Consider the following 25,618-nt stretch of genomic DNA (forward strand, 5'->3'; position numbering starts at 1 on the left):
AGGAAGAAGCAATGACACTGACCGCACCTGAGGCGGCGACCGGGACTCCGGGCGGGGCCGTCGGCCGTATCGCCCGCGTCACCGGCCCCGTCGTTGACATCGAGTTCCCCCACGACGCGATCCCCGAGGTCTACAACGCGCTCTACACGCACGTCGAGGTCGAGGGCGTCTCGTCCAAGCTGACCTTCGAGGTCGCGCAGCACCTGGGCGACGACCTCGTCCGCGCCATCTCGCTCAACCCGACCGACGGACTCGTCCGCGGCCAGGAGGTCCACGACACCGGCCTGCCGATCTCGGTCCCCGTCGGCGACGTGACCAAGGGCAAGGTCTTCAACGTGATCGGCGAGGTGCTCAACGCTGACGCCGACGGCACGATCAACGGACAGTCGTTCGAGATCACCGAGCGCTGGCCGATCCACCGCAAGCCCCCGGCGTTCGACCAGCTCGAGTCGAAGACCGAGCTCTTCGAGACCGGCATCAAGGTCATCGACCTCCTCACCCCGTACGTGCAGGGCGGCAAGATCGGCCTGTTCGGCGGAGCGGGCGTCGGCAAGACCGTCCTCATCCAGGAGATGATCCAGCGCGTCGCGCAGGACCACGGCGGAGTGTCCGTGTTCGCCGGCGTCGGCGAGCGCACCCGTGAGGGCAACGACCTCATCGCCGAGATGGAGGAGGCGGGCGTCTTCGACAAGACCGCACTCGTCTTCGGCCAGATGGACGAGCCGCCGGGAACCCGCCTCCGCGTCGCGCTCTCCGCGCTGACGATGGCGGAGTACTTCCGCGACGTGCAGAAGCAGGACGTGCTGCTCTTCATCGACAACATCTTCCGCTTCACGCAGGCCGGCTCGGAGGTGTCGACCCTGCTGGGCCGCATGCCGTCCGCGGTGGGCTACCAGCCGAACCTCGCCGACGAGATGGGCGTGCTCCAGGAGCGCATCACCTCGACGCGCGGACACTCGATCACCTCGCTGCAGGCGATCTACGTCCCCGCCGACGACTACACCGACCCGGCGCCGGCCACGACGTTCGCGCACCTCGACGCGACGACCGAGCTCTCCCGTGAGATCGCGTCGAAGGGCCTCTACCCGGCCGTCGACCCGCTGACCTCGACCTCGCGCATCCTCGACCCCCGCTACCTGGGTGCCGACCACTACCGCGTGGCCACGAACGTCAAGCAGATCCTGCAGAAGAACAAGGAGCTGCAGGAGATCATCGCGATCCTCGGTGTCGACGAGCTCTCCGAGGAGGACAAGATCACGGTGTCGCGTGCGCGCCGGATCCAGCAGTTCCTCTCGCAGAACACGTACATGGCGAAGAAGTTCACCGGCGTGGAGGGCTCGACCGTCCCGCTGAAGGACACCATCGAGTCGTTCGACGCGATCGCCCGTGGCGAGTTCGACCACGTGGCGGAGCAGGCGTTCTTCAACGTCGGCCCGATCACGGACGTCGAGGAGAAGTGGGCTCAGATCCAGAAGGAGAACGGCTGATCATGGCCGCGTTCCTGAAGGTCAGCGTCGTCTCCGCGAACGCGGAGGTCTGGGCGGGTGAGGCCAAGCAGATCTCGGCCCGCACCGTCGAGGGTGAGATCGGCATCCTGGTCGGTCACGAGCCGATGCTCGCGATCCTCGCCTCGGGCGAGGTCCGCGTCACGGCCGCGGACGGCAGCCGGATCACCGCTCAGGCGGACGACGGCTTCCTGTCCGTCGAGAACGACGTCGTCACCGTCGTGGCCCGCGAGGCCGCGCTGGTCTGACGACCCGCCGCCTCGGGCGGCGACCGGAGGGGCCGGGTGATCATCGCGATCGCCCGGCCCCTCCGTCGTGCGCGGCGTCCCCTTGCCGCGTTCCACCCGTGCGCTCTCGCGCGCCGTCTTCCCCGAGGAGTCCCGTGCACGTCCTGCTTCCCCCGTCCGAGACCAAGCGCGACGGCGGCTCGGCCGAGTTCCGGGTCGAGGAGCTGTCGTTCCCGGGGCTGACCGAGCGTCGAGTCGCCCTGCGCGACGCCCTGGTCGCGCTCGCCGGCGACCGGGACGCGGCTGCCCGCGCACTGAAGCTCGGTCCCCGGCAGCTCGGCGAGATCGAGCGCAACGCGGCACTGCCGACCGCGCCGGCGATGCCCGCGGTGGACCGCTTCGACGGCGTGCTGTTCGATGCGCTCGATGCTGCGTCGCTCTCGGCCGGGGCGCGCGGCGTCCTCGGCCGGATCGTCGTGGTGCAGTCCGCGCTCTGGGGTCCCGTCCGGGGCCTCGACGGCATCCCCGCGTACCGGCTGTCGCACGACTCGCGTATCCCCGGAATGCCGCTCAAGCGCTGGTGGGCTGCCGGGGCGGGGCGTGAGCTGTCGGCGCTCCCGGGACTCGTCCTCGACCTGCGCAGCGAGTCCTACGCGGCGCTCGGGCCGCTGCAGCCGGGGGAGGAGCGCTTCTTCGTCCGGGTGCGGTCGCGCGACGCGTCGGGGCAACTGCGCAACCTCAACCACTTCAACAAGCAGGGCAAGGGTCTCTTCGTCCGCGCGCTCGCGGAGGACGGCGTCGAGACCGACTCCCTCGCCGAGCTGATCCAGTGGGCGGCGTCCCGCGGGTTCGAGCTGGCGCCGAACGCCGGCAGCGGCGAGCTGGATCTCGTCGTGCGGTCCGCCTGAGCGTCAGGAGCGGGCGCGGAAGCAGCCGGTGAGGTGGTCGTCGACGACGCCGGCCGACTGCAGCAGCGCGTACATGGTCGTCGCACCGACGAAGCGGAAGCCGGCCTTCCGCAGCGCCTTCGAGAGCGCGAGGGACGCCGGCGTCGAGGTGGGGACGTCGGTGGGGCGGACGACGCGGCCGGGCGGCGTGTCCTCCTCGAACGACCAGACCAGGCGGTCGAGCGCGCCTTCGCCGCCGCGCTCGCGCAGGGCGACGGCAGCCTGCGCGTTGCCGATGGTCGCGAGGATCTTGGGGCGGCTGCGGATGATGCCGGCGTCGTCCATCAGGCGGTCCACGTCGTCCTCGTCCATCGCTGCGACGACGTCGAGATCGAAGCCGTGGAAGACCTCGCGGAACCGAGGCCGCTTGCGGAGGATGGTGATCCAAGAGAGCCCCGCCTGGAAGCCCTCGAGGCAGATCTTCTCGAAGAGCGGACGGTCCCCGTGCAGGGGGACGCCCCACTCCTTGTCGTGGTAGCGGCGGTACTCGACGTCGTCGCCGCTCCAGCCGCAGCGGACGGTCCCGTCCGCGTCGGTGATCAGCCCGTCCTCGGCCGTCATCGGTGCGCGATCCCCTCGTGATCGAGCAGCCAGGCCTTCGTGGCGACGCCCTCGCCGGCGCTGAAGCCGGTGATCCGGCCGTCTCCGGCCAGCACCCGGTGGCAGCCGACGAGGATCGGGATCGGGTTCGCGCCGACGGCGCCGCCGATGGGCCGGCCGGAGCGGAGCCGTCCCGTCGCCTGCCCGAGGGCGCCGTAGGAGGTGATCTCGCCGAAGCCGATGCCCTGGAGCGCTCCCCAGATCTCCAGCTGGAAGGGCGTCCCGCGCAGCAGCAGCGGCAGGTCGAAGGTGCGCCGCTCTCCGGCGAAGTACGCGTCGAGCTGGTCGACCGCGCTGCAGAGGACGGGGAGCGAGCCGTCGGGCAGGTGGTCGTGCGGGAGGGTTCCGCCTTTCTCGATCGCGAGCGAGACGATCGACTCGCCGTCGCTGCCGACCTCGATCCGGCCGAGGGGGCTGACGGTGCGGCGCACGTGCAGGGGAGTCGTTCTCATGCCACGAGAGTATCCGCGGGACCCGCGGCCGACCGGCGGGAATCGGACATCGGTGGACGGCTCCGTAGCTCGGCGGCCTGTGGAGGACGCAACGGGCGCGTCGAGATCCACTGACCTCGCAGTCCCGCCGTGCTGACGGTGGGCGGGTCTCGATACGCCCCTGCGGGGCTACTCGACCAGCATGACTGTGCCGACTGCGGAGCGTCGGGCCCCCATGCTGATCGAGTAGCCCGCGGAGCGGGCGTATCGAGATCCAACCACCGAGAGACGGTGGGTCTCGATACGCCGCCTGCGGCGGCTACTCGACCAGCATGTCCGCGCGCGTGTTCGCCTGCGGTCGGTCGTCCAGCATGTCCTCGCGCGCGATGGGCTGCGGCCGGTCGACCAGCAGGTGGGCGCGCGTCCGGGCGCCGTCGGCGGGCGTCCTCCACAGGTGGCGTTCCGGCGATCTGTCTTCCGGTCGCCGAGGGGCCCGCCCCGCTGCGATGCCGGGCCCGCCACCGTTGCCGGATGACATCCACTGCATCGCCTCCGGTCCGTCCCGTTGATCACAGCGCCGTGCTCGCGGCGATCCCTCGCCTGCTCGGCCATCCGCCGCACGAGAGCGTCGTCCTCGTTCCGCTGAGGGGCGGCACGCCCACCGGTGCCCTCCGCTTCGACCTCGCTGTCGGCGATCCGACACGAGCAGCACGGGTCTGGATCGGGGCCCTCGGGCGCTTCGGGCGCGTGGAGCGCCTGGTGATCGCGCTGTTCTCGAGCGGCCGGCGCGACCCGTCCGCCGGTGCGCTCCTCGGCGCGCTGAGCAGTCGAGCGCAGGAGGTCGGACTCGCCGTGGAGGTGCTCGTCCCCTCCGGCGCACGCCGCCCGACTCGGCCGGGCAGCGGAACGACGATCCTCAGGAGGGCCGACGACACCCCCTCGGCGGAACTCCTGCCCGTCGTCGACCGAGGGGAGGCGCTCGCGATCGCGGCGGAGGTGGACGCGCTGCTCGACCGGCACCCGCGCGCTCGTCTCCCCGAGGCGGTGATGACCGACGTCGAGACCCTCCTGCTGCGCGCGGCGTCGGGTCGTCCCTGGCAGCCGCGGACCCGCGCCCTCGCGGCGCTCATCGTCGGCGCGCAGCGGCGGGAAGGCCGGGAGCGGGTGATCCGACTCGTCGCTTCTCTCGACCGCGCCGCTGCGCTGTCCGTCATCGGGCTCGTCGCGCACGCCACCGCGGCGGCGCCGGGGACCGAGCGGGGACCGCTGCTGGTCCTGCTCGCCACGCTCCTCTGGTCGTCGGGGTCGACCCGCTCAGCGGAGCTCCTCGCGCGGGAGGCGGTCCGCCTCGATCCGCACGATCACGATGCGCGGCTCCTCCTGGCGGCACTCGATCGCGGCGGACCGTGCCCGTGGGCCGTCGAGGGGCGACGTGCCGCGTGAGGCGTGTCCGGCGGATTCGTGCGCGCCGCCACTCGATCCGGCGGCGCGCACGAGCGCGTCAGAGTCGCGCCCAGGCCTCCGTCAGCACCGAGCGGAGGATCTGCTCGATCTCGTCGAACTCCTTCGGTCCGATCGTCAGCGGCGGCGCGAGCTGCACGACGGGGTCGCCGCGGTCGTCCGCCCGGCAGTACAGCCCGGCATCGAACAGTGCCTTCGAGAGGAAGCCGCGGAGCAGGCGCTCGGACTCCTCCGCGTCGAAGGTCTCCTTGGTCGTCTTGTCCTTGACCAGCTCGATCCCGAAGAAGTAGCCCGCGCCGCGGACGTCGCCGACGATCGGCAGGTCGAGCAGCTTCTCGAGCGTGGAGCGGAAGAGCGGCGAGTTCTCCCGCACGTTCTCGTTGAGCTTCTCCTCCTCGAAGATGTCGAGGTTCTCCAGCGCGACCGCGGCCGAGACGGGATGCCCGCCGAAGGTGTAGCCGTGCGGGAAGGAGACCTCGCCGTGCCGGAAGGGCTCGTAGATGCGGTCGCTGACGATGGTGGCGCCGATGGGGGAGTAGCCGCTGGTCATGCCCTTCGCGCAGGTGATCATGTCCGGCACGTAGCCGTACTCGTCGCAGGCGAACATGTGGCCGATCCGCCCGAAGGCGCAGATCACCTCGTCCGAGACGAGGAGCACGTCGTGCCGGTCGCAGATCTCGCGCACCCGCTGGAAGTAGCCGGGCGGCGGGGGGAAGCAGCCACCGGAGTTCTGCACCGGCTCGAGGAAGACGGCGGCGACCGTCTCGGGGCCCTCGAACTCGATCATCTCCTCGATGCGGTCCGCGGCCCAGACGCCGAAGGCCTCCAGGTCGTCGCCGTGCTGGGGCGCGCGGTAGAAGTTGGTGTTCGGCACGCGGAAGCCGCCCGGCACGATCGGCTCGAACATCGCCTTCATCGCCGGGATGCCGGTGATCGCCAGCGCGCCCTGCGGGGTGCCGTGGTAGGCGACCGCGCGCGAGATCACCTTGTGCTTGCCCGGCTTGCCCTGGAGCTTCCAGAAGTGCTTCGCCAGCTTGAAGGCGGTCTCGACGGCCTCACCGCCACCGGTCGAGAAGAAAACGCGGTTGAGGTCGCCCGGTGCGTGATCCGCGAGACGATCGGCGAGCTCGATCGCCGAGGGCGTCGCGTAGGACCAGAGCGGGAAGAACGAGAGCTCGGCCGCCTGCTTGGCCGCGGCCTCGGCGAGCCGCCGCCGGCCGTGGCCCGCGTTGACGACGAAGAGCCCGGAGAGCCCGTCGAAGTACTTCCGGCCCGTGCTGTCCCAGATGTGGTGGCCCTCGCCCCGGGTGATGACGGGGACGCCCGCGCCGGAGTCCATCACCGACTGCCGGGTGAAGTGCATCCAGAGGTGGTCCTTGGCCTTCTTCTGCAGCGCTGCGTCGTCGAAGCCGGCCGGGGCGTCCTCGCCCTTCACCGGATCGCCGGACGCGAGGCCCTGGCTCGAGAATGCTGTCTCTGTGGTCATCGATTACCGCGTTCCCCAGTTGTAGAACTGCTTGTGGAGTTTCAGATAGACGAAGGTCTCGGTCGAGAGCACCCCCGGAAGCGACCGGATCTCCTGGTTGAGCAGGGCGATCAGGTCGTCGTCGTTCTCGCAGACGACCTCGGCGAGGATGTCGAACGTGCCGGCCGTCAGCACCACGTAGTCCACCGCGGGGATCGCCGCGAGGCTGTCCGCGACCACCCTGGTGTCCCCCGTGACGCGGACGCCGATCATCGCCTGCCGGTAGAAGCCGAGCTGCATCGGGTCCGTCACGGCGACGATCTGCATCACGCCCGACTCGGTCAGCTTCTGCACCCGCTGGCGGACGGCCGCCTCGCTGAGCCCGACCGCCTTGCCGATCTCGGCGTAGGAGCGCCGGCCGTCGGCCTGCAGCTGCTCGATGATCGCCTTGGACACGTCGTCGAGCTGGAGCGGGCGCGGCGCAGGAGGGCGGGAGGGGCTCATGCGATGATCCTGGCAGCCTCGGCGGGGCCCGGCAAGTGAATCCGCATCGGCGAGGCGTCCCGGATGACGGAATCCACTGTCGCGGAAGCGCTCTCGCCCATGCGGGCGACGGTCGGTCCGATCCTTCGCGGGAGCGCTGCGGAGCGCCGCTGAGCGGGCGTCTCCGGTGCTCGCACAGCCGCTAGCATCGGAGGGATCGGCCCGCGCGCGCGGAGCCGGCGGAGGCGAGGAGACGCGATGACGCAGATCGGCCGCAGCCGAGCGTCGGTGACCGTCCCCGTCTCGGCCTGGTCGTCGGACACGCCCTCCGCGGAGGTCACCCTCGGCTGGGCGGCGCGCACCGAGGTCGGCCTGGTGCGCAGTGCCAACGAGGACAGCTACCTCGCGAAGACGCCGCTCTTCGCCGTCGCCGACGGGATGGGCGGCCACGCGGCCGGAGAGGTGGCGAGCGACGCCGTCGTGTCCCGGCTCTCCCTCGCCGCGACCGGCAGCACGGTGGGAGCGGAGGAGATCGACCGCGCGCTCCGTGAGGCCGTGGACGACATCGCCCGCCAGTCGCAGACCGCCGACGGCGGGACCGGGACCACCGTCACCGGAGCGGCACTGACCGCCGTGGGCGGCGAGCCCTACTGGTCCGTCTTCAACATCGGCGACTCGCGCGTCTACCTCTGCGTCCAGGGCGCCCTGGTCCAGCTGACGGTCGACCACTCGATCGTCCAGGAGCTCGTCGATGCGGGCCTGATCACCCGGGACGAGGCCGACGTGCACCCGCACAGCAACGTGATCACCCGGGCGGTCGGCTTCCACGAGCCGCCCGTCCCCGACTACCGTCTCGTTCCCGTCATCGCCCCGTCGCGGCTGCTGATCTGCTCGGACGGCCTGACCAAGGAGCTCACGGACGCGGGCCTCGAGCACGTGCTCTCCACCGCGGAGACGGCCCAGGACGCCGCCGACGGACTGGTCGAGGCGGCGCTCGGCAACGGCGGACGCGACAACGTGACGGTGATCGTCGTCGACGTGCTCGCCGTCACCGGCGAGAGCGACTGATCGAGGACCCGGGAGGCCCGCCGGAGCCCCGGGTACCATGGGTCGAGGAGGGGTGGTCTCGGTGATCTGCAGCACGTGTGGCTCCACCCTCGATCCCGGGGCGATCCTCTGCGGAGAGTGCGGCACCTCGGTGGCCTCGCACGCGACTCCCGGCGCCTCCCGCCCCGCGTCGACCGGCGACACCACCGTCCTCGACCCCTCGCGCCGTGCCTGGCTCCCCGGTCTCGCACCGGGCCGGCACCGGCGGCCCGCTCCCGGGGCGCCCATGGCGCCGCCGAGTCAGGGGCTCGTGAAGCTGATCTTCGCCTCCGGGCAGCACGCCATCGTCACCGGCAGCGGTCTCATCGGCCGCCAGCCGCTGCCGGATGCGGGCGAGACCTTCCGGCACATCCTCGCGGTCCCGGATCCGACGCGCTCGCTGTCGAAGACGCACCTCGAGTTCGGCTTCGACGAGGGCGGCCTGTGGGTCAGCGATCGATGGTCCGCGAACGGCACCGTGCTGGTCGCCCCCACGCAGGCCCCGCTCCCGCTCGAAGCGGGCCGCCGCTACCGCGCGAAGATCGGCAGCAGGCTCCTGCTGTCCGCGGTCGAGATGGCGGTGGAGCGGGTCGACGGCTCCTCCACAGCCTCGAACCGTCCACCGATCACCCGCTGACCCACCGCGCGCGGCCGGCGTCCGCTTCGCTGGTCGGATGACGATCCAGCACCCCCGGGCACGGCTCCTGCCGCCCACTCCGCCGAGCACGCCGCCGCGGCCGCCGTTCCCGTGGATCGCGGCGCTGACCCCGGTGCTGTCGTCCCTGGTGCTCTACGCGCTGACCTCGTCGCCGTACACGCTGGCCCTCGCCGCTCTCGGACCGGTGGTCGCGCTCGCCTCCTTCCTCGACGCGGCTCGTCTCCGCCGCCGCACCGCGCGGCGGGAGGCGGAGCGCTACTCCCGGGAGCTCGCGGAGCACACCGCCGCGACGGCGAAGGCGCGGGCGGAGGAGCTCGCCGCCCTCCGCCGAGCGTCGCCGCTCCCGCTCGACGTCCTCGAGCAGCGCGTCCCGGCGGACGCCCGCTGGCGCCGGCCGGCGGAGGGACTCGAGGTCGTGCTCGGTCGAACGAGGGAGACCGGGGAGGGGGCCCGGGAGGACGGGGAGGTGCTGCTGGCGGCGATGTCCTCGGGGATCGGCGTCGTCGGCCCCGCCGTCCTCACTCGCGCGCTGGTGCGGGGGCTCCTGGTGCAGATCGCGGAGCTCGTCGCGCCGGAAGCCCTCCGCATCGAGCTGCCGGACGGAAGCGGCTGGCGCTGCCTCCGCGCTCTTCCGCACACGCGGTCGGCCGGCGCGCCGCACGCCCTCGCCGTCCTGGAGGCGGACGCGGCGACCGAGGCGGACGCCGTCCTCGCCCTCGCCGGCACAGCGGCCGAGCTGCCGAAGCGGTGCCGCTGCATCGTCCAGCTCGGCGGAGCCGGCGTCGCGAGCGTCGTCGGCCGGAGAGGGCCCGGCACCACCGAGCCGCTGGTCGTCGACTTCGTGGCCGCGGAGCAGGCGCGCGGCTACGCCGAGTCGCTCGCCGCCGCCCGCGGCGCAGGGCCGGCGGAGCTCCCGGGGACCGTGCTGCTCTCCGACCTCGGCGGCCGGGACGGACCCGACGACGGCACCGGCCTCCCGGTGCTGCTGGGGCGGACGCCGAGCGGCCCGATCGAGATCGATCTGGTCCGCGACGGTCCGCACGCCGTCGTCGGCGGGACGACGGGGAGCGGCAAGAGCGAGCTCCTGATCGCCTGGGCCGTGGGACTGGCGATCCGGCACCCGCCGACCGCCGTGACGTTCCTGCTCGCGGACTTCAAGGGCGGCGCGGGATTCGGCGCGCTCCGGTCCCTCCCGCACGTGACCGGGGTGATCACCGATCTCGACACCGAGGGGGCTCTCCGCGCCTTCACCAGCATCGCCGCCGAGCTGCGCCGTCGCGAGGTGGTCCTCGCGGAGCGCGGCGTTCCGGACATCGCCCGGCTGGCACCCGGCGTGCTCGCGCGGCTGGTCGTCGTCGTCGACGAGTGCGCGGTCGTGCTGGAGCGCGCACCGGAGCTGCACCGCACCTTCGCCGACATCGCCGCGCGCGGGCGCTCGCTCGGCGTCCACCTCGTGCTCTGCACCCAGCGGCCGGTCGGCGTCGTCCGCGACGCGGTCGCGGCGAACTGCGGCCTCCGGATCGCACTCCGGGTGCACGACGCCGCCGACTCGCGAGCGCTGATCGGCTCGGACGCCGCCGCGCGGATCCCGCACCGCGCGGCGGGCCGGTGCGTCGTGTCGATCGGCGGACGCGGGCAGCTGGTCCAGGCGGCCCTCGCGCAGGAGGACGACATCGCCAGGGCGAGGCGGAGCGGCGCCGGGTCGGCCCCGGCGCACCGGCCCTGGCTCGACCCGCTGCCCGACCGGATCCCCCTGCCGGAGCACCGGCGGACGGGCGGGATCGCGCTCGGCGTCGTCGACCGCCCGGCCGAGCAGCGCCAGGACGTCGTCCACCTCGCTCACCGCTCCCTCCTCGTCCTCGGAGCAGCGGGCTCCGGTCGCAGCGGCGCGCTCCGCACGGTCGCCGCGCAGCTCGGCGGCGCTCGCACGGTCGGCCCGCTCGACGCCGAGGAGGCCTGGGACGCGGTCGTCGCCGAGGACGGACCTGCCGGTGCGCTCCTGCTCGACGATCTGGATCTGCTGCTGCGGCGCTGCACCGAGGACGAGCGCCGGCGACTCCTCGACGCCCTGCAGACGGCGCTCCGCTCCGGCGGGGAGCCGATCGTCGCCACCGCCCGCCGGGCGACCGACGGGCTCGCCGGCCTCCGGGACGCCTTCGACGACGTCCTGCTGCTGCGCGCCGCACACCGGCAGGAGCACCAGCTGCTCGCGCTGCACGGCGAGCAGTACCGCGGCGACCTGCCCCCGGGCGGCGGCTGGTGGCGCGGGGAGCGGATCCAGGTCTTCGCGCCGCCGCCGTCGCCGCCGGGCAGGCGTCCGGCGGCCGTGCCGGTCGTGCCGAGGGGCGAGAAGCCCTTCGCGGTCCTGACGAATCGCGCGGGGGCGCTGAGGGCGAGGCTCACCGCGGCCGGCGTCCCCGCGCTCCCGGTCCCGGCGGTGGCGGACGGGCTGCCTCCGGCCGGCGCGGCGATCCTCGGGTCGGTCGCGGAGTGGTCCGTGGCGAGGGCGCTCCTCGCCCGCCTCCGCGCGAGCGCTCCCGTCGTGCTCGACCTCCCCCCGGCCGAGGCGCGGGTCGTGCTGGGTCCGCTCCCGCCGGCACCTCTCTGCGCGGGCGACAGGGTGTTGCTCCTGGTGGACGACCGTCTCCGTCGTGCGCGCTGGCCGGACGCCCCGGCGTCCTGACCACCGGCGCCGAACAGGAGGAATCCGTGGTCGGAGAGCCCTCGGAGCGCGGATTTCGTGACAATCATGTTTCCAGATCACCGATCTCCTCCGTCCGTCATCGACAGACGTCCGAGCACTGTGCCAGTATTTCCCCACGTTCACGCCGGTGGGCCCGAGCACCGACGCAGTCAGGAGCCGCAGCCATGACCCGTCCTCTCCCGAGGGACCCCGTCCTCCGCGAGGCCATCGCCGTCGCACGATCCCGCGAGCGGGAGAGGCGCGCGATGCTCTCGCGGCGCGCGGTCCTCGGCGGCCTCGGGCTCGGCGTCGGCGCGCTGGCGCTCGCCGGCTGCGCCCCGGTCTCGCGGGCCGCCCCCACCGCCGCGGTCGACGAGTCCGCCTCCGATCCGAGACTGGTCTGGGACAACTGGCCGGCGTACCTCGACGAGGACGACGACGGCGGATACCCGACTCTGGCGGCGTTCGAGGAGCAGTCCGGCATCTCCGTCACCTACAACGTCGCGGTCGACGACAACAACTCCTACTACGGCAAGGTCAAGGACCAGCTCGCGCTCGGCCAGTACATCGGCGCCGACACCGTCTGCCTGACCGAGTGGATGGTCTCTCGGCTGGCCCGGCGCGGCTACATCCAGGAGCTCGACCACGCCAACATCCCGAACATCGCGAACCTCACCCCCTCGCTCGCGAACCCGGACTTCGATCCGGGCCGCCACCGCTCCCTCCCGTTCCAGGCCGGCTTCGCCGGGATCTGCTGGAACAAGGAGAAGCTGCCGAACGGACTCGCGAGCGTGGAGGACCTCTGGGATCCGGCACTGCGCGGCCGGGTCGGCGTGCTCAGCGAGATGCGCGACACCATCGGGCTGATCATGCTCGCCCAGGGCACCGACATCGCCGGCTCCTGGGGGGACGACGAGTTCATGAACGCGATCGACGTCTTCCGGAAGCAGGTCGACGAGGGCCAGATCCGCAACATCAAGGGCAACGCGTACCTCAACGACCTGCAGAACGAGGACACCCTCGCGGCGATCTGCTGGTCGGGCGACATCACGCTGATCAACACCGAGGCCGGCGACAAGTGGGAGTTCGCGCTCCCCGACTCGGGCGGCACCCTGTGGAACGACACGTTCGTCGTGCCGATGGGCTCCCAGCGCAAAGCCAACGCGGAAGCGCTGATGAACTACTACTACGAGCCGGAGGTCGCCGCCGAGGTGGCCGCCTGGGTCAACTACATCACCCCCGTCGACGGAGCGAAGGACGCCATGGAGAGCATCGACCCGGAGCTGGCCGAGAACCAGCTGATCTTCCCCGACGAGGACACGCTCGCGCAGTCCCACATCTTCCGGACGCTCACCGCGGACGAGGAGAAGGACTACCAGGCCGAGTTCCAGAAAGTGCTGCTGGGCATCTGATGGCGATGGGAACCTTCGCCGAGCGCGGCGCCGACCTCGAGCTGGTCGGGATCAGCAAGCAGTACCCGGGCTTCACCGCCATCGACTCGCTGGATCTGACGATCCCCGCGGGCTCCTTCTTCGCCCTCCTCGGGCCCTCCGGCTGCGGGAAGACGACCACCCTGCGCCTCGTCGCGGGCCTCGAGGAGCCCAGCGCCGGCCGGATCCTCATCGGCGGGAAGGACGTCACAGCCACCAAGACCTTCCAGCGCCCGGTCAACACGGTCTTCCAGTCCTACGCGCTGTTCCCGCACATGTCGATCCTCGAGAACGTCGCCTTCGGCCTCAAGCGCCGCCGGATCGACGACCCGGTGGGCAAGGCGCACGAGGCGCTCCGGCTGGTCGAGCTCGACCACCTGGCCCAGCGCCGCCCGGCCCAGCTCTCCGGCGGTCAGCAGCAGCGGGTCGCCCTCGCCCGCGCCATCGTCAACCGGCCCGCGCTGCTGCTCCTCGACGAGCCCCTCGGCGCGCTCGACCTCAAGCTCCGCCGCCAGATGCAGCTCGAGCTGAAGTCGATTCAAGAGGAGGTCGGCCTCACCTTCCTGCACGTCACGCACGACCAGGAGGAGGCCATGACCATGGCCGACACCGTCGCGGTGATGAACAAGGGCCGGATCGAGCAGATGGGCGCCCCCGAGGCGCTCTACGAGCTCCCGCGGACGGTCTTCGTCGCGAACTTCCTCGGCCAGTCGAACCTCTTCACCGGCGAGGTCGTCGGCTCGACCGCCACGGCGCTGACGATCGCGGCCGGCGACGCCCGGATCGTCGTGCCCACCGCCCGTGCCGCTCGCGAGTCCGGGGAGATGACCATCGGCGTCCGCCCCGAGAAGCTCCTCCTGCTCACCGAGGCGCCGGCCGACACTCCGGACCGCAACGTGCTCGGACCGGGCCGCGTGGTCGACGTCTCCTTCAGCGGCGTCAGCACCCAGTACACGATCGAGATCCCGACGCTCGGCTCGATCGTCGTCTTCGCGCAGAACATGGTCTTCGGGCCGGTCGTCGGCGAGGGCGCGCAGGTCTGGGTCAGCTGGAGCATCGAGCACGGCTTCGGTCTGGCCGACGAGCCGGGCACCGTGCCCCGCTTCGCCGCCGACGACTCCACCCGCTCGATCGCCCTGCAGAAGCGCGGGCTGCTCGCCGGACGCTCCGGAGGGGCGTAGGCATGGCCTTCGCCGCGTTCGCGACCGGCTCGGCCGACACGCTCGATCCGCCGGTCCGCCGGCGGTCGACGATCGCCCTGGTGCTCCTGCTACCGGGCATCGTCTACATGCTGCTGTTCTTCCTGACGCCGCTGATCTCGCTCGTGCTGACCTCGTTCCAGGTCGAGGTGCCGGACGGCGACATCGGCGAGTACGCGCCGGGCTTCGCCTGGCAGAACTACCTCGTCGTGATGGCCGACTACTGGCCGCACGCGATCCGCTCCTTCGGCTACGCGCTGATCGCCACGGTGCTCGCGCTCGTCATCAGCTACCCGCTCGCCTACTTCATCGGCGTCAAGGCGCGGCCGTGGCCGCTGCTGCAGAACCTGCTGCTGACGCTGGTGATCGCGCCGTTCTTCATCAGCTTCCTGCTTCGCACCCTGGCCTGGAAGCAGATCCTCGCCGACGAGAGCCCACTCGTGCAGGCCCTCAAGACCGTCGCGATCCTGCCCTCCGACGGCCACCTCACGGGGACCCCGATCGCCGTCGTCTTCGGCATCACCTACAACTTCATCCCGTTCATGACGCTGCCGCTCTACACGACGCTCGAGCGGCTGGACACCCGGCTGCTCGAGGCCGGCTCCGACCTCTACGCGCACCCCGCCTCGGTCTTCTGGAAGGTCACCGTGCCGCTCTCGATGCCCGGCATCGTCTCGGGGACGCTGCTCACCTTCATCCCGGCCGCGGGCGACTACATCAACGCGAGCCGCGACTTCCTCGGCTCGTCGCAGACCTCGATGGTGGGCAACGCGATCGAGGCGAACTTCCTGACCCTCGAGAACTACCCGGCCGCCGCCGCGCTGTCGATCGTGCTGATGGCCGTGATCCTGGTCATCGTCGGCTTCTACGTGAAGCGCAGTGGAACGGAGGACCTCCTGTGACCGCCACCGCCGACCGCCCCGTCGCGAGTGCTCAGGAGGCGCTGGGGGCACCCGCTCCGGCGCCGGTGCGCGGCCCGCGCCGCTTCAAGGGCCTCGGGCTCGGGATCTACACGGCCCTCGCCCTGATCTTCCTGCTGATCCCGATCGGCTACACCTTCGTCTACTCGTTCAACGACTCGGGCAAGAGCAATCTCGCCTGGCGGGGCTTCACCTTCGACAAGTGGGTGTCGGCGTGGACGAGCGAGGAGGTGATGACGGCGTTCGGCAACAGCCTGCTGGTCGGCGTCGTGGCGACCGTGCTGGCCACCGCACTCGGGACGATGATCGCCATCGCACTCGTGCGGTTCCGCTTCCGGTTCCGCTCGGCGATCAGCCTGCTGCTGTTCCTGCCGATGGCCACCCCGGAGGTGGTGCTCGGCGCCGGTCTGGCCGCCCAGTTCCTCGCGCTCGGGACCGAGAAGGGCCTGGTCACGATCATCCTGGCGCACACGATGTTCTGCATCAGCTTCGTCGTGGTGACGGTGAAGGCGCGCGTCGCGAGCCTCGACCCGCGACTCGAGGAGGCGGGGCGCGACCTCTACGCCTCCCCGGGCCAGGTCTTCTGGCGGATCACCTTCCCGCTGCTGCTGCCCGGCATCCTCGCGGCGGCTCTGCTCTCGTTCGCGCTGAGCTTCGACGACTTCATCATCACGAACTTCAACTCCGGCTCCGTCACCACGTTCCCGAAGTACATCTACATCGCGGCGGCCCGCGGCATCCCCGCCGAGGCGAACGTGATCGCCTCGGCGGTGTTCGTCCTGGCGATCCTGATCGTCGTCGTCACGCAGGTGTCGGCGGCGGCCCGGGCGAAGCGGCTGGCGCGCACGCAGTAGCGGCGCGACCGGCCGCTCCGGCGGCGCCCCGGCGCCTCAGACGTAGGAGGCGCGGACCGCGCCGACCGGCTTCCCGCCGCCGGTGACCACCGGATTGAGCCGCACCAGCACCTCGTTCGCCGCGGCGCGATCGACGGTGCCCGCCTCCACCAGCAGCTTGAGCGCCACCACAGTGGCGGCGCGCAGGCTGCCGTCGAGGATCTTCAGGGCGACCGTCGTGCCATCGGGCGACGCCATCACGAGCACGCCCTCCGCGCCGAGCTTCGCGACCAGGCCGAGGCGCTCGATCACGACGGTGTTGTCGCGACCCGGCCCGTCCAGGGCCCAGGCGTTCTCGAGGATCGCCTCGGTCAGGACTCCGGCCTGCCGGTAGAGCCCGAACGGCGAGGCGGGGGAGGAGGAGACGATCCGCGAGATCCCCTTCGCGAGCGCGGTCAGCGGCAGTGCGTGCACCGGTGCGCCGCAGCCGTCGACGGCCGAGCCCGCGATCCGCTCGCCGGTCAGGCGCTCGATCGTGTCCACGATGTGCTGCTGCAGCGGGTGCGAGCGCTCGAGGTAGTCGTCGGTGCTCCAGCCGTTCTGCACGCAGGCGAGCAGCATCGCCGCGTGCTTGCCGGAGCAGTTCATGTAGAGCGGATCCGCGCTCGCGCCGGCGCGCAGCAGCTTGGTGCGCGAGGCCGAGTCGCTCGGCCAGTCGGCCGGGCACTGCAGGGCGGTGTGGTCGAGGCCCGCGCGGAAGAGCAGGTTCTGCACCAGGGCGACGTGCTGCGGGATGCCGGCGTGGCTCGCGGTCGCGATCACCGCCTCCGCCCCGCTCAACTCGACGCCGGCGGTCATCACGGCGAGGGCCTGGAAGGGCTTCAGGCAGGAGCGGGGGAGGACAGGCGCCGTCGGGGTGCCCAGGGTGCGGGCGACGCGGCCGTCGGAGTCGAGGAGCACGGCCGATCCGGCGTGGCGCGACTCGACGAAGCCGGATCGCTCGACCACCGCCAGTTCGACGGACTCGGCGAGGGTGAAGGTACCTGCGGACATCCCCCCATCTTGCCCGACGGCCCGGCGCCTCCTGAGCGGAGGGGCCGGGCCGTCGTCGGTGGGAGCGGGGCTCAAAGGGTCGCGAACGCCTCGCCGAGGACGGCCACGGCCTCGTCCAGCAGCTCGTCCGTGAGGGCGAGGCTGGGGAGGAAGCGCACCACGTTGCCGTAGGTGCCGGCGCTGAGCACGAGCACGCCGTGCTTGGCGGCGTAGTCGATGATCGCGCCGACCGCCGCGGTGTTCGGCCGCTTGGTCGTCTGCGCGGTCCCCGGCTCGACGAGTTCGATCGCCATCATCGCGCCGATGCCGCGCACGTCGCCGATGATGTCGTAGCGCTCCTGCAGGGCGTGCAGCGCGGCACCGAGGCGGGCGCCGATCCGGTCGGCCTCGGAGAGGAGGCCGTCCTGCTCGATCCGCTCGAAGACCGCGACGGCGGCGGCCGCCGCGACGGGGTTGCCGCCGAAGGTGCCGCCGAGGCCGCCGGCCTGCGCGGAGTCCATGATCTCGGCGCGACCGGTGACGCCCGCGAGCGGCAGACCGCCCGCGATGCCCTTGGCCGACAGCACCAGGTCCGGGACGAGGCCGAAGTGCTCGCTGGCGAACCAGGCGCCGGTGCGGGCCATGCCCGACTGGATCTCGTCGGCGACGAAGACGATGCCGTTGGCGGTGCACCACTCCTGCAGCGCGGGGAGGAAGCCCTGCGCCGGGACCATGAAGCCGCCCTCGCCCTGGACGGGCTCGACGACGAGGCAGGCCAGCGCGGACGCGCCGACCGTCTTCTCGAGGTACGCGATCGTCTGCTCGGCCGCCTCGGCGCCCGAGAGGCCGTCGTGGTAGGGGTACGAGCTCGGCGCGCGGTGGACGTCGCTCGCGAACGGGCCGAAGCCGAGTCCGTAGGGGAGTGCCTTGAAGTTCATCGCCATCGTCAGGTTCGTGCGGCCGTGATAGGCGTGGTCGAGCACCGCGACGCCGGGGCGGCCGGTGTGCTTGCGGGCGATCTTGACCGCGTTCTCGACGGCTTCGGCGCCGGAGTTGACCAGCACGGTCTTCTTCGCGTGGTCGCCGGGGGTGTGCTCGCCGAGCAGCTCCGCGACGCGGATGTACGGCTCGTAGGGCGTGACGGTGAAGAGCGTGTGGGTGAGACGGCCGAGCTGCGCGGTGGCGGCGGCGACGACCGCGTCGTCGGTGTGGCCGATCGTCGTCACGCCGATGCCGGCGCCGAGGTCGATGAACTGGTTGCCGTCGACGTCGACGAGGATCGCGCCGTGCGCGCGGTCGATGTAGACGGGGAGCGCGGTGCCCACTCCGGTGGGGACGACGGCGAGGCGGCGCTCGTGCAGAGCCCTCGATCGCGGCCCCGGGATCTCGGTCGCGACGCGACGCTCCTGGGGGACGGCCGACGTGGGAACCTGGGGGGCGAGCGTGTCTGTCATGGTCCCCCGAGTGTACCCGCGGGCCTCGGAGCAGCAGGGGTCCAGACCGTCGAGACCGGCCTGAACCACGGCCGAGAAGGAGGATTCCGATGCAAGCGGAGCACGATTACGCCGTATCCGTCGTCTGGGAGGGCAACCGCGGTACCGGCACCAGCGGCTACCGGGACTACGGGCGCCAGAACGTCCTCGTCGCCGAGGGCCCGCCGCCCATCCTCGCCTCGGCCGACAAGCCCTTCCGCGGCGACCCGGACCGCTGGAACCCCGAGCAGCTGCTGCTCGCCGCGCTCGCGCAGTGCCACCTGCTCTCCTTCCTGCACGTCGCGGTGAAGAACGGCGTCGTCGTGACCGAGTACGTCGACGACGCCGCCGGGCGGATGGTGCAGGAGGGCGAGGGCGGGCGCTTCGTCTCGGTGACCCTCCGGCCGCGGGTCCGCGTCGCGCACGAGTCGATGGTCGAGCTCGCGCAGTCGCTGCACGGCGAGGCGTCGCGGCTGTGCTTCATCGCGAACTCGGTGAACTTCCCGGTCGGGCACGAGCCGCAGACCTCGGCGGCCGACGCGCACTGATCCGCGGCGAGCGCGTCGGGTGCGGCGGCGTGAGTCGTCAGCGCCGCTCGTGCGGCAGCGCGCGCTTGATCTTCTCGACCGTCGTGACCGGCGGCGACTCGTTGTACACGCCCGCCGCCTCCTGACCCGAGAGCGCGTGGATCGCAGCCATCACCTCGTCGGTCGCATGCCGGCGCGCGCGGCCCGAGTCGGCGGAGCCGTGCCGGGAGAGGTCGAGCGGATCGCCGAAGCGCACGGTGATCCGGTGCAGGCGGGGGATCTTCGAGCCGACGGGCTGCAGCTCCTGGGTGCCGACGAGGCCGACCGGGACGACGGGTGCGCCGGTGGTGAGCGCGAGCCAGGCCACGCCGGTGCGGCCGCGGTAGAGGCGGCCGTCGCGCGAGCGCGTGCCTTCCGGATAGACCGCGAACGCCTCGTCGCGCTCGAGGATCGCGCGCCCGAGATCGAGCGCCTCCTGCGCGGCCTGGCCGGCGCCGCGCTCGACGGGCACCGCTCCGACCGCCGTGAAGAACGAGCGCGACGCGGCGCCGCGCGCGCCGGTGCCGGTGAAGTAGTCGGCCTTGGCGAGGAACTGCACCGGCCGCGGCGCCAGCAGCGTCAGCACGGGGGAGTCGATGAACGACAGGTGGTTGCTGGCGAGGATGACGCGGCCGGTGCGCGGCACGTTGTCGCGGCCCTCGACGATCGGGCGGTAGATCATCCGGCCGAGGCGGCTCATCGTGAAGCGGGCCACGCGCGCGGAGACGCCGATCCCCGGGGGTGTCGGCGGTGCGGGAGCGTCGTCGGTCGGCATTCGCCCGACGCTACCGGCGGGTGCATGCCGCTCGGGTCATGCTCCGCCGACCGCTCCGCCGGGCCCTTCTCGCGGGCCGGGGTGGACGACCGCGGGCCGCCCCTCGTGACGAGGAGCGGCCCGCAGATCGACGCAGAGGGAGTGGCTCAGCCGAAGGTGGCGAGCGCCTCCTCGATGACACCCGCGGCGTCGTCGATCAGCTCCTCGCTGATGACCACGCTCGGCATGATGCGCAGGACGCTGTCCCAGCTGCCGGCGTCCAGAGCGATGACGCCGTTCGTCGTGACGTGCTTCAGGACGGCGGAGAGCGCCTCCGGGTTCTGCTTCTTGGTACCGGGGTGCACGAGCTCGACGCCGAACATCGCGCCCTTGCCGCGGACCTCGCCGACCACGGCGAAGCGCTCGGCCCAGTCACCGATGCGGGCCTGCAGGGCGCGCTCGACGCGCTGCGCCTCGGCGATCAGGCCCTCGGACTCGATGGCCTCGAAGGTGGCGAGCGCGGCGGCGGTCGAGACGGGGTTGCCGCCGAAGGTGCCGCCGATGCCGCCGGGCTGGACGGCGTCCATGATCTCCGCGCGGCCGGTGACCGCGGCGAGCGGGAAGCCGCCGGCGATGCCCTTGGCGGTGGTGATCAGGTCCGGGACGACGCCGAAGTGCTCGATCGAGTACCAGGCGCCGGTCCGGGCGATGCCGGCCTGGATCTCGTCGGCGACGAAGACGATGCCGTTCTCGGTGCAGAACTCCGACAGCCGCTCGAAGTAGCCGGCCGCCGGGATGATGATGCCGCCGTCGCCCTGGATCGGCTCGACGAACAGCGCCGCCAGCTCCTCGGCGCCGATGTGGGTGCGGATGTAGTCGATCGAGCGCTCGGCCGCCTCCTCGCCCGTCATGCCCTCGGGGTCGCGGAACGGGTAGCTCATCGGGAGGCTGTAGATCTCACCGGGGAACGGGCCCATGCCGGCCCGCTCGGGCCAGGGGCGGTAGGTCATCGCCATCGTGAGGTTGGTGCGGCCGTGGAAGGCGTGGTCGAGCGAGGCGATCGCGCGGCGACCGGTGTGCTTGCGGGCGATCTTGACCGCGTTCTCGACCGCCTCGGCGCCGGAGTTCACGAGGATCGAGTGCTTCTCGAAGTCGCCGGGGGTGATCTCGCCGAGCTTCTCGGCCACCCGGACGTAGTTCTCGTACGGGGTGACGGTGAAGAGGGTGTGGGTCAGCTTCTCGGCCTGGGCGGCGGCGGCGGCGGCGACCGCGGGGTGCGCGTGGCCGATGGTGGTGACGCCGATGCCGCAGCCGAGGTCGATCAGGCGGTTGCCGTCGACGTCGACCAGGACGGCGCCCGAGGCGTGGTCCATGTAGATGTTCGCGAGGGTTCCGGCGCCGCGGGAGACGCTGGCGACGCGGCGCTCCTGCAGCGCGATCGAGCGGGGGCCGGGGAGCTCGGTGACGAGCGCGCGGGACTGGGGGACCGAGAATTCACGCATTCCTCCATGCTAGGCGCGGCTCCCGGGGAGGGGGCCGGGGACGCTCCGGGGCGGCGCGACCGGGTGGGCGCCGTGGAGGGATCGTTCAGCCGGGGCAGAGGCGCAGCCCGCAGGATGGACCGATCCCCCCGACGTCGTCCCGCTCCCTGCCGGGCAGGAAAGGTGCACCCGTGCGCAGAACCCTCGCGATCCTCGCCGTCCTCGGCGCCTCCCTCGGCCTCGCGGCCTGCACGGGCGGTGCCCCGGAGGCCATCCCGAGTGCGACCCCGACCCCGCTCTCCTGCATCTCCTCCGGAGACGCGTCCGAGGCGGTGGATGCGGCAGGCGACTTCGGGACCAAGCCGGTCACCGTCTTCCCCACTCCGATGAGCGTCGACGCGACCGAGGGCACCACCGTCATCGACGGCACCGGCGAGACGGTCGCCGAGGGCGACACCGTCCTCGTCGACTACACCCTGTACAACGGCACGAGCGGAGCCGAGTTCTCGGCGAGCAGCTACGCCTCCGGGGGCCGCGCGGCCTTCGAGGTCGACACCGAGCAGTACCTGGCCGGCCTGGTGAAGGCGGTCAACTGCGCCACCGTGGGCTCGCGCGTCGTCGCGGTCGTCCCGCCCGCCGACGCCTTCGGCGACGCCGGCAGCACCGACCTCGGGATCGCCGCGGACGACTCCATCGTGATGGTCATCGACGTCGAGGGCGTCGTCCCCTCGGCCGCGACCGGCGAGCCGCAGGCCCCGGTCGACGGGCTGCCGACGGTGGCGCTCGCCGAGGACGGCGCCCCGACGGTGACGATCCCCGCGACCGACCCGCCGGCCGAGCTGCAGCTCGAGGTGCTCAAGAAGGGCGACGGGCAGACCGTGGCCGACGGCGACTCGCTGATCGTCCAGTACCAGGGCGTGGTCTGGGGCACCGGCGAGGTCTTCGACCAGAGCTGGGGCAAGGGCACGCCCGCGTCCTTCGGCACGGGCGACGTGATCGAGGGCTTCAAGGAGGCGGTGGTCGGCCAGACCGTCGGCTCGCAGGTGCTCGTGGTCATCCCGCCGGACAAGGGCTACGGCGAGGCGGGCAACGCGAACGCGGGCATCAGCGGCACGGACACCCTCGTCTTCGTGGTGGACATCCTCGCGGTGAGCTGACCCGCTGGGGCTCCCGGCCCGGGAGGGCCGCGGACCGCCGTGCCAGGATGGGCGGATGCGCAGGGTCATCATCCTCGGCTCGACCGGGTCCATCGGCACGCAGGCCCTCGACGTCATCGGCGCGAACCGCGACCGCTTCGAGGTGGTCGGCCTGGGCGCCGGCTCCAACCGCGAGGTCGTCGCCCGGCAGGCGCGCGACTTCGGCGTCGAGCACACCGCCTTCGGTGCCGCGGAGGCCGAGCAGCTCATCCGCTCGGTCGACGCCGACGTCGTCCTGAACGGCATCACCGGCTCGGTCGGCCTCGGCCCGACGCTCGCGGCGCTCGAGGAGGGCCGCACCCTCGCCCTCGCGAACAAGGAGTCGCTGATCGTCGGCGGCGAGCTGGTCACCTCGCTCGCCGCTCCCGGTCAGATCGTGCCCGTCGACTCCGAGCACTCGGCGATCGCGCAGGCGCTGCTCGCGGGGGAGCACCGCGAGGTCCGACGGCTGGTGCTCACCGCGTCGGGCGGTCCCTTCCGTGGGCGGGACCGCGCCTCCCTCCGCGACGTCACCCCGGCGGAGGCGCTCGCGCACCCGACCTGGGACATGGGCCTGGTCGTCACGACCAACTCGTCCACGCTCGTCAACAAGGGCCTCGAGGTGATCGAGGCGCACCTGCTCTTCGACGTGCCCTACGACCGGATCGACGTGACCGTGCACCCGCAGTCGATCGTCCACTCGATGGTCGAGTTCGTCGACGGCTCCACGATCGCCCAGGCGTCGCCGCCCGACATGCGGCTGCCGATCTCGCTCGGCCTCGACTGGCCGCACCGCGTCGCCGGCGTCGGCGTACCGCTGGACTGGACCCGCGCGCAGTCCTGGACGTTCGAGCCGCTCGACGAGGAGGCGTTCCCCTCCGTCCGGCTCGCGAAGAAGGTCGGAGTCGCGGGGGCCTCCTACCCGGCCGTCTTCAACGCCGCGAACGAGCAGGCCGTGCAGGCGTTCCACGCCGGGCGGATCGGCTACCTGGACATCCTCGCGACGGTCGAGGCCGTCGTCGACGCGCACACCGTGGACGGCGAGCTGACCCGCGGGTCGCTGGCCGAGGCCGAGGCCTGGGCGCGCCGCACGGCCGATGAGCGGATCGCCGCCGCCTGAGCGCGACGGGACGGCTGCGGCATCCCGACACCGAGCCGCACCGTCGATCCGTCACGAACGGTCCTCTCGCGCACCCGGCGGCGACCACTCCTGACGGATCGGCGCATGGGGAGGAAGGATGCGCTCCGGCGGGCTACTCGATCAGCGTGCTAATGCCGGGCCCGCGAACCTGCAACGCCCCATCATGCTGGCAGGACGGCTCCGCAGCGGCCACCAAGGCGGTCGCTCAGCCGGGCAGAGGCCGCCCACGCTGGTCGAGTAGCCGGGCAGCAGCCCATGCTGGTCGAATAGCAGGGCAGCAGCCGCACCATGCTGGTCGAGTAGCCGCGGAGCGGCGTATCGAGACCCACCCACCGGACGACGGTGGATCTCGATACGCCCTCTCCGAGGGCTACTCGATCAGCATGCTCGAGCCGGTCCAGCGGTCCAACCTCAGGCGAGCGCGCGCTCGAAGGAGGACCGCAGGTCGGCAGCTCGGCGCGCTTCGGGCGCAAGAGCAGCTCGATCTGGTCGCCGGCCTCGAGGGGCTGATCGCGCCCTCATCGCGATCCTCCAGCGCCTCTCCAGCCGAGGGGTCACCCCGCGGCCTACAGTGACCGAGTGGAATCCGTGCTGCTCTTCGTCCTCGGCGTCGTCATCATCGCCGTGGGCGTCGCCCTGTCGATCGCGCTGCACGAGGTCGGGCACCTCGTTCCGGCGAAGCTCTTCGGGGTCAAGGTCACGCAGTACATGATCGGCTTCGGCCGGACGGTCTTCTCCGTCCGCCGCGGCGAGACGGAGTACGGCGTCAAGGCGCTGCCGCTCGGCGGCTACATCGCGATGATCGGGATGTACCCGCCCAAGCACCCGGGCGACCGCGTCGGCGAGTCGAGCACGGGCTTCTTCAACGGACTGAACGGCAACGAGTCGGCGCCCGACCCCGAGCCCCGCCGCGGCGGCTACGCGACCATGATCGACGAGGCCCGCGCCGCCAGCGCCGAGACGATCGGCGAGGGCGAGGACCACCGCGCCTTCTACCGGCTCGCGGTCTGGAAGCGCGTCATCGTGATGTTCGGCGGCCCGTTCATGAACCTCGTGATCGCCACCGTCCTCTTCGCGGTGCTGCTCTGCGGCATCGGCGTCGCCCAGAACACGTCGACCATCTCCACGGTCTCGCAGTGCGTGGTCCCGGCGAGCGACACCACCACCGAGAGCTGCTCCGCCGACGACCCGCTCGCGCCCGGCGCCGCGGCCGGCATCCTGCCCGGTGACACCATCACCGCGATCGACGGCACGCCCGTCTCCTCCTGGAACGACCTCACCCCGATCATCCGCGCGTCCGCCGGTGTGCCGCTCAGCGTCGCCGTCGACCGCGACGGCCAGCCCCTCACCCTGACGATCACCCCGGCCGAGAACGAGGTGGCCGTCACCGACGCCGCGGGGAACGCGGTGCTCGACTCCGCCGGCGCGGTCGAGACGCAGACCGTCGGCTTCATCGGCATCTCGCCGACCCAGGCCCTCGTGCAGCAGCCGATCACCGCGGTCCCCGGCACCGTCGGCGAGAACATCAGGAGCGTCGCGGGGGTCATCCTCAACCTGCCGCAGCGCCTCATCGACGTCGCGCAGGCCGCCTTCGGCACCGAGGCCCGTGACGCCAACGGACCGATTAGCGTCGTCGGCGTCGGCCGCATCGCCGGCGAGATCGCCGCCTCCGACCAGCTGCCCGTCGTCTCCAAGGTGCAGACGATGGTCGGCGTCCTCGCCTCCCTCAACGTCGCGCTCTTCGTCTTCAACCTCGTCCCCCTCCTCCCGATGGACGGCGGCCACATCGCCGGCGCCCTCTGGGAGGGCCTGCGCCGCCGCATCGCCAAGCTCTTCGGCCGCCGCGACCCCGGCCCCGTCGACATCGCCAAGCTCCTCCCGCTGACCTACGCGGTCGTCCTGCTCCTCGGCGGAATGAGCGCGCTGCTGATCTACGCGGACATCGTCAAGCCGATCACGCTGTTCTGAGTCGTCTTGCGAGCCGGTCCCTGCCCGGCTCGCCGCGGTCGGCTTCTCGACGGGTGGTGTTGGGAGGAGCGTGTTGCGGTCGGCTATCGCGAATCGCTGGC

The 25,618-nt window shown here is 72.0% G+C and carries 23 protein-coding genes; 15 read left to right on the forward strand and 8 right to left on the reverse strand.

What is annotated here, in order from left to right; all coding sequences use genetic code 11:
• Positions 1 to 11: 11 nt before the first annotated feature.
• From atpD to EDF36_RS04210, 3 genes are all read left to right on the forward strand, one after another.
• Positions 12 to 1,487: a F0F1 ATP synthase subunit beta gene (gene atpD / locus EDF36_RS04200; RefSeq protein WP_123445507.1), complete on the forward strand. Its 1,476-nt coding sequence runs from the start codon at positions 12 to 14 to the stop codon at positions 1,485 to 1,487.
• 2 nt (positions 1,488 to 1,489) lie between these two features.
• Positions 1,490 to 1,753 carry a F0F1 ATP synthase subunit epsilon gene (locus EDF36_RS04205; protein ID WP_123732037.1) on the forward strand — a complete coding sequence of 88 codons (264 nt, stop codon included), beginning with the start codon at positions 1,490 to 1,492 and terminating at the stop codon, positions 1,751 to 1,753.
• A 134-nt stretch (positions 1,754 to 1,887) separates the two neighbouring features.
• Positions 1,888 to 2,640 (forward strand): YaaA family protein, encoded by a 753-nt coding sequence (locus EDF36_RS04210; protein ID WP_123732038.1) that lies wholly within the window; start codon positions 1,888 to 1,890, stop codon positions 2,638 to 2,640.
• 3 nt (positions 2,641 to 2,643) lie between these two features.
• Here the strand turns inward: EDF36_RS04210 and EDF36_RS04215 are convergent, their stop codons facing one another.
• Both EDF36_RS04215 and EDF36_RS04220 read right to left on the reverse strand, forming a co-directional pair.
• Positions 2,644 to 3,240 (reverse strand): DNA-3-methyladenine glycosylase I, encoded by a 597-nt coding sequence (locus EDF36_RS04215; RefSeq protein WP_123732039.1) that lies wholly within the window; start codon positions 3,238 to 3,240, stop codon positions 2,644 to 2,646.
• Entirely contained in the window at positions 3,237 to 3,731 is a 495-nt protein-coding gene (locus EDF36_RS04220) for a methylated-DNA--[protein]-cysteine S-methyltransferase (protein ID WP_123732040.1), read from the reverse strand. Before EDF36_RS04220 ends, EDF36_RS04215 begins: the two co-directional genes overlap by 4 nt.
• A 510-nt stretch (positions 3,732 to 4,241) precedes the next feature.
• Here EDF36_RS04220 and EDF36_RS04225 point away from each other — a divergent pair.
• The gene (locus EDF36_RS04225; RefSeq protein ID WP_123732041.1) at positions 4,242 to 5,153 is read left to right on the forward strand and encodes a DUF4192 family protein; all 912 of its coding nucleotides are present in this window, start codon (positions 4,242 to 4,244) and stop codon (positions 5,151 to 5,153) included.
• 58 nt (positions 5,154 to 5,211) lie between these two features.
• Here EDF36_RS04225 and EDF36_RS04230 read toward each other — a convergent pair whose 3' ends face one another.
• Together EDF36_RS04230 and EDF36_RS04235 are read right to left on the reverse strand one after the other, a co-directional pair.
• Positions 5,212 to 6,534, reverse strand: a complete 1,323-nt coding sequence (locus EDF36_RS04230) for an aspartate aminotransferase family protein (protein ID WP_397459892.1) — start codon at positions 6,532 to 6,534, stop codon at positions 5,212 to 5,214.
• Between the two features lie 126 nt (positions 6,535 to 6,660).
• Positions 6,661 to 7,140, reverse strand: a complete 480-nt coding sequence (locus EDF36_RS04235; RefSeq protein ID WP_123445514.1) for an Lrp/AsnC family transcriptional regulator — start codon at positions 7,138 to 7,140, stop codon at positions 6,661 to 6,663.
• Between the two features lie 237 nt (positions 7,141 to 7,377).
• Between EDF36_RS04235 and EDF36_RS04240 the strand changes: the two genes are divergently transcribed.
• From EDF36_RS04240 to EDF36_RS04265, 7 genes are all read left to right on the forward strand, one after another.
• A complete protein-coding gene (locus tag EDF36_RS04240) occupies positions 7,378 to 8,187 on the forward strand; it encodes a PP2C family serine/threonine-protein phosphatase (protein ID WP_123445515.1) in 810 nt (269 codons plus the stop codon).
• 130 nt (positions 8,188 to 8,317) lie between these two features.
• A complete protein-coding gene (locus EDF36_RS21140; RefSeq protein ID WP_148059117.1) occupies positions 8,318 to 8,842 on the forward strand; it encodes a hypothetical protein in 525 nt (174 codons plus the stop codon).
• A 37-nt stretch (positions 8,843 to 8,879) separates the two neighbouring features.
• Positions 8,880 to 11,546, forward strand: a complete 2,667-nt coding sequence (locus EDF36_RS04245) for an FtsK/SpoIIIE domain-containing protein (protein ID WP_185020364.1) — start codon at positions 8,880 to 8,882, stop codon at positions 11,544 to 11,546.
• A 185-nt stretch (positions 11,547 to 11,731) separates the two neighbouring features.
• Complete coding sequence (locus EDF36_RS04250; RefSeq protein WP_123702926.1) at positions 11,732 to 12,958, forward strand: PotD/PotF family extracellular solute-binding protein; 1,227 nt, start codon at positions 11,732 to 11,734, stop codon at positions 12,956 to 12,958.
• A complete protein-coding gene (locus EDF36_RS04255; protein WP_123445519.1) occupies positions 12,958 to 14,157 on the forward strand; it encodes an ABC transporter ATP-binding protein in 1,200 nt (399 codons plus the stop codon). Before EDF36_RS04250 ends, EDF36_RS04255 begins: the two co-directional genes overlap by 1 nt.
• Positions 14,158 to 14,159: 2 nt before the next feature.
• Positions 14,160 to 15,077: an ABC transporter permease gene (locus tag EDF36_RS04260; RefSeq protein ID WP_123732044.1), complete on the forward strand. Its 918-nt coding sequence runs from the start codon at positions 14,160 to 14,162 to the stop codon at positions 15,075 to 15,077.
• Positions 15,078 to 15,181: 104 nt separating this feature from the next.
• Complete coding sequence (locus EDF36_RS04265; protein WP_243839966.1) at positions 15,182 to 15,949, forward strand: ABC transporter permease; 768 nt, start codon at positions 15,182 to 15,184, stop codon at positions 15,947 to 15,949.
• Between the two features lie 36 nt (positions 15,950 to 15,985).
• Here the strand turns inward: EDF36_RS04265 and EDF36_RS04270 are convergent, their stop codons facing one another.
• Both EDF36_RS04270 and gabT read right to left on the reverse strand, forming a co-directional pair.
• Positions 15,986 to 16,981: an asparaginase gene (locus tag EDF36_RS04270; protein ID WP_123732045.1), complete on the reverse strand. Its 996-nt coding sequence runs from the start codon at positions 16,979 to 16,981 to the stop codon at positions 15,986 to 15,988.
• 71 nt (positions 16,982 to 17,052) lie between these two features.
• Positions 17,053 to 18,414 (reverse strand): 4-aminobutyrate--2-oxoglutarate transaminase, encoded by a 1,362-nt coding sequence (gene gabT / locus EDF36_RS04275; RefSeq protein WP_123732046.1) that lies wholly within the window; start codon positions 18,412 to 18,414, stop codon positions 17,053 to 17,055.
• An 89-nt stretch (positions 18,415 to 18,503) separates the two neighbouring features.
• Here gabT and EDF36_RS04280 point away from each other — a divergent pair, with 89 nt between their 5' ends.
• Positions 18,504 to 18,980 carry an OsmC family protein gene (locus EDF36_RS04280; protein WP_123702936.1) on the forward strand — a complete coding sequence of 159 codons (477 nt, stop codon included), beginning with the start codon at positions 18,504 to 18,506 and terminating at the stop codon, positions 18,978 to 18,980.
• A gap of 37 nt (positions 18,981 to 19,017) precedes the next feature.
• Here the strand turns inward: EDF36_RS04280 and EDF36_RS04285 are convergent, their stop codons facing one another.
• Positions 19,018 to 19,773 (reverse strand): 1-acyl-sn-glycerol-3-phosphate acyltransferase, encoded by a 756-nt coding sequence (locus EDF36_RS04285; RefSeq protein ID WP_123702938.1) that lies wholly within the window; start codon positions 19,771 to 19,773, stop codon positions 19,018 to 19,020.
• A 146-nt stretch (positions 19,774 to 19,919) separates the two neighbouring features.
• Positions 19,920 to 21,254 carry an aminotransferase class III-fold pyridoxal phosphate-dependent enzyme gene (locus EDF36_RS04290; RefSeq protein ID WP_123702939.1) on the reverse strand — a complete coding sequence of 445 codons (1,335 nt, stop codon included), beginning with the start codon at positions 21,252 to 21,254 and terminating at the stop codon, positions 19,920 to 19,922.
• Positions 21,255 to 21,424: 170 nt separating this feature from the next.
• On the opposite strand from EDF36_RS04290, the gene EDF36_RS04295 reads away from it, so the two are divergent.
• From EDF36_RS04295 to EDF36_RS04305, 3 genes are all read left to right on the forward strand, one after another.
• Positions 21,425 to 22,390, forward strand: coding sequence for an FKBP-type peptidyl-prolyl cis-trans isomerase (locus EDF36_RS04295; protein ID WP_123732047.1), 966 nt, complete (start codon positions 21,425 to 21,427; stop codon positions 22,388 to 22,390).
• Between the two features lie 55 nt (positions 22,391 to 22,445).
• On the forward strand, positions 22,446 to 23,528 hold the full coding sequence (locus tag EDF36_RS04300; RefSeq protein ID WP_123732048.1) for a 1-deoxy-D-xylulose-5-phosphate reductoisomerase: 1,083 nt from the start codon (positions 22,446 to 22,448) through the stop codon (positions 23,526 to 23,528).
• 600 nt (positions 23,529 to 24,128) lie between these two features.
• Entirely contained in the window at positions 24,129 to 25,517 is a 1,389-nt protein-coding gene (locus tag EDF36_RS04305; RefSeq protein ID WP_185020365.1) for an RIP metalloprotease, read from the forward strand.
• Positions 25,518 to 25,618 lie beyond the last annotated feature (101 nt).

It is taken from the genome of Rathayibacter sp. PhB152 (assembly GCF_003751395.1).
Taxonomy (GTDB): Bacteria; Actinomycetota; Actinomycetes; order Actinomycetales; family Microbacteriaceae; genus Rathayibacter; species Rathayibacter festucae.

Excerpts from the sequence above, each read along its gene's own strand:
- EDF36_RS04245 (WP_185020364.1), top strand. The coding sequence starts at position 8,880 with ATGACGATCCAGCACCCCCGGGCACGGCTCCTGCCGCCCACTCCGCCG.
- EDF36_RS04240 (WP_123445515.1), top strand. The coding sequence starts at position 7,378 with ATGACGCAGATCGGCCGCAGCCGAGCGTCGGTGACCGTCCCCGTCTCG.
- EDF36_RS04250 (WP_123702926.1), top strand. The coding sequence starts at position 11,732 with ATGACCCGTCCTCTCCCGAGGGACCCCGTCCTCCGCGAGGCCATCGCC.
- EDF36_RS04300 (WP_123732048.1), top strand. The coding sequence starts at position 22,446 with ATGCGCAGGGTCATCATCCTCGGCTCGACCGGGTCCATCGGCACGCAG.
- atpD (WP_123445507.1), top strand. The coding sequence starts at position 12 with ATGACACTGACCGCACCTGAGGCGGCGACCGGGACTCCGGGCGGGGCC.
- EDF36_RS04225 (WP_123732041.1), top strand. The coding sequence starts at position 4,242 with ATGACATCCACTGCATCGCCTCCGGTCCGTCCCGTTGATCACAGCGCC.
- EDF36_RS04260 (WP_123732044.1), top strand. The coding sequence starts at position 14,160 with ATGGCCTTCGCCGCGTTCGCGACCGGCTCGGCCGACACGCTCGATCCG.
- EDF36_RS04270 (WP_123732045.1), bottom strand. The coding sequence starts at position 16,981 with ATGTCCGCAGGTACCTTCACCCTCGCCGAGTCCGTCGAACTGGCGGTG.
- EDF36_RS04255 (WP_123445519.1), top strand. The coding sequence starts at position 12,958 with ATGGCGATGGGAACCTTCGCCGAGCGCGGCGCCGACCTCGAGCTGGTC.
- EDF36_RS04215 (WP_123732039.1), bottom strand. The coding sequence starts at position 3,240 with ATGACGGCCGAGGACGGGCTGATCACCGACGCGGACGGGACCGTCCGC.
- EDF36_RS04280 (WP_123702936.1), top strand. The coding sequence starts at position 18,504 with ATGCAAGCGGAGCACGATTACGCCGTATCCGTCGTCTGGGAGGGCAAC.
- EDF36_RS04235 (WP_123445514.1), bottom strand. The coding sequence starts at position 7,140 with ATGAGCCCCTCCCGCCCTCCTGCGCCGCGCCCGCTCCAGCTCGACGAC.
- EDF36_RS04230 (WP_397459892.1), bottom strand. The coding sequence starts at position 6,534 with ATGCACTTCACCCGGCAGTCGGTGATGGACTCCGGCGCGGGCGTCCCC.
- EDF36_RS04205 (WP_123732037.1), top strand. The coding sequence starts at position 1,490 with ATGGCCGCGTTCCTGAAGGTCAGCGTCGTCTCCGCGAACGCGGAGGTC.
- EDF36_RS04285 (WP_123702938.1), bottom strand. The coding sequence starts at position 19,773 with ATGCCGACCGACGACGCTCCCGCACCGCCGACACCCCCGGGGATCGGC.
- EDF36_RS04290 (WP_123702939.1), bottom strand. The coding sequence starts at position 21,254 with ATGCGTGAATTCTCGGTCCCCCAGTCCCGCGCGCTCGTCACCGAGCTC.
- gabT (WP_123732046.1), bottom strand. The coding sequence starts at position 18,414 with ATGACAGACACGCTCGCCCCCCAGGTTCCCACGTCGGCCGTCCCCCAG.
- EDF36_RS04220 (WP_123732040.1), bottom strand. The coding sequence starts at position 3,731 with ATGAGAACGACTCCCCTGCACGTGCGCCGCACCGTCAGCCCCCTCGGC.